Annotated in this window: 2 protein-coding genes; both read right to left on the bottom strand. The window is 35.2% G+C overall.

Annotation, left to right across the window (positions count from 1 at the left end; genetic code table 11):
- A partial coding sequence (locus BLR76_RS11385; protein WP_091269020.1) for an acyl-CoA dehydrogenase family protein occupies nt 1–1,002 on the bottom strand: 1,002 nt, incomplete at its 3' end.
- A gap of 26 nt (nt 1,003–1,028) precedes the next feature.
- Entirely contained in the window at nt 1,029–2,549 is a 1,521-nt protein-coding gene (gene fadD / locus BLR76_RS11380) for a long-chain-fatty-acid--CoA ligase FadD (RefSeq protein ID WP_218121450.1), read from the bottom strand.
- Nucleotides 2,550–2,703: the final 154 nt, after the last annotated feature.

The following is a 2,703-nucleotide window of genomic DNA, read 5'->3' as shown; positions in this document are numbered from 1 at the left end:
ATAATTACCATTCTCTTGTGCTTCGGCTATATGTGCACACAATGACATTGCATTCATTACATTACCTTGCATCATTGCAATTTTCTCTTGAACTAATTGATAGCTGCTAATTGGATTCCCAAACTGCTCACGTTTTTTCACATATTTTAATGTTGCTTGTAGTGCACCAGCCATAGTACCTGCAGCCATATGAGCAACACCTGCACGCGTTGAGAATAAGATTTTAGCAATATCTCTAAATCTGTTTATTTTTTGTAGACGGTCTGCTTCATCAACTTCTACGTTAGTTAATTTGATGTTACAGTTAGGCACAATCTTCAGAGCGATTTTACCACCAATTACGTCAATCTCTACACCTTCTTGCTCACGTTTAACTATGAAGGCACGAGGCTTACCTGTCTCAACGTCTGTAGCATATACTGGAATAACATCAGCTACATTTGCACCACCAATCCAACGTTTCTCACCGTTGATGATCCATTTATCACCTTTGCGTTCAGCAGTCGTTTCAAGACCCCATGCAACGTCAGATCCATGATTAGGCTCTGTTAACGCAAAACAAGTACGTAAATCGTGTGTTGCTAATTTTGGTACATACTGTAAAGCTTGTTCTTTAGATCCTCCAAACAGGAATGAGTTTAATCCTAATCCAGAGTGAACACCAATTAAAGTGTTTAATGACACATCAAATCGTGAGAGTGTGAATGCAAAGAAAAACTGAAAAATCTGACGTGAACCTTGTAATAGATCACGATCTTCAAATAATAATGGGTTTGTTAAGTAACCTAATTTACCCATATCTTCAAAGAATCCCTTTGGTACTTCATTGTTATACCAATGTTCATTTAATTTATCACGATATTTTGTTTCTAATATTTCAACTAATTGACGTAAGAACTCTAATTCACCATCTGTTAGCTTATTTGCTAAGCCTAAATAATCCTCTGGATATAATTCTTTTTGAATTTCTTCTCTATTTTCTAATACAAATTTTTCTGACATGTTACTCAGCCTTTCTATTTTTTAAATTATACTATTTTTTTTGCTTTTTCGTTCATTTGTCTTTGGATTTCTAATCGGTCTGGCTTTGCTACTGAAGTAAGTGGCATTTCATCAAGCTCTAAGTAAAGCTTTGGAGTCTTATAGCCTGCTAAGTTCTTCAAACAAAATTCATTTAATGTTTCTTCCCAATCATCAATGTTTCTAGCATCATCATTTAACATAACTGCTGCTGAAACAGACTCTCCATACTTCTCATTTTCATATCCAACAACAACTGCTGTTCTAATTAATGGGTGCTTAGACAACACTGCCTCAACTTCACTTGGTAACACATTCTCACCACCAGTGATGATTAACTCTTTTGAACGGTTTACTAACGTTAAAGTACCGTTTTTATTTTCACGAACAAGATCACCGGTCTTAAAGTAGCCATCTGCCGTAAATGCCTTCTTATTTTCTTCTGGTAAGTTGTAGTAACCGGGTGTTACGTTATCCCCTTTGATGTATAATTCACCTAGTTCTCCCGTGTTAACAACTTCACCATCCTCTCCAACAATCTTTGTATCAACATTCATTATTGGCGTACCAATTGATTCTGGTGTTTCGTCATATAGAGTTTCAGTCGTTACAGTAACTAATCCCGCCTCAGTCATTCCGTAAGCGTTAAAAATCTTTATCCCAAACATATCGAATGCCTCATTTACTTTAGGCAGTGGCGGTGCACCACCTTGTACCATAACTTCAACTTCTTTAAGCTGTGTTGCGTTAAAATTCGGTCCTGCAATGATACCGTAAAACATAGTTGGAATCATAATCAGAACATTGGGCTTATATTCGCTAATTAATGTGTTAATCTTTTCAATATCAAAGAATCGGTCTAACACAATTTCTGCACTCGTATAAAGCATTGGTAAGGCTGAATCAACCAAACCTAAAACATGGAATAGTGGAGTTGAAACAAGTGCTTTATGTCGTGTTTCAATATCCCAAGAAGCAATTTGCTGTTGCATATTTGTTAAGTAAGTACGATGAGTTAATTGAACCCCTTTTGGTCTACCAGTTGTGCCTGATGTATATAAAAGCATGACTAAATCATCTTTTTCACTTTTTATACTATCAAATGGTCTATGTTCACTTGGATCAACAATTTTTTGATACTCTTCTTTGTCAACATCGAGCTTAATATAATCAGGATTGATATTACTTAATCGATCTAAGTGATCGGTTGCATAGAAAATATTTTTTAAACCTGAGTCTTCAATTATCCCCTCAATCTCAGTAGGTTTTAAACGCCAGTTAATAGGGATAAATACAGCACCTATCTTTATTGATGCAAAGAATAAATCAAATACTGAAACATCATTAGGTATAAACGCCCCAACACGATCACCCTTTTGAACTCCTAACTCTTCTTTTAAATAATGTGCTAAGTTCTCTGCACGAATATTTAAATCCTTAAAAGTCCATTCCCCACCATCTTTACTCGGTTCAGTAATCGCCACTTTGTTTCCGTGTGTCTTTGCTTTTACCTTAATCCAATCTGACATAATTTTTCCTCCTATAGTACTTTTTACGAAATCTATTCACGGTCTCATACCCTTACTCGACTTCATTGTAAGCGATAACATTTATTCAATTACATTTTATCTTTAATACTACTTATAATAAAATAAGTATGTGTTAGGTTTAATATAAGCTAAA

The sequence above is a fragment of the Alkalibacterium thalassium genome (genome assembly GCF_900101165.1).
Lineage (GTDB): Bacteria > Bacillota > Bacilli > Lactobacillales > Carnobacteriaceae_A > Alkalibacterium > Alkalibacterium indicireducens.
This window is presented reverse-complemented; position numbering and strand designations above follow the sequence as displayed.

What these genes read in the sequence shown, in the direction of transcription:
- fadD (WP_218121450.1), bottom strand. Translation starts at nt 2,549, where the DNA reads ATGTCAGATTGGATTAAGGTAAAAGCAAAGACACACGGAAACAAAGTG.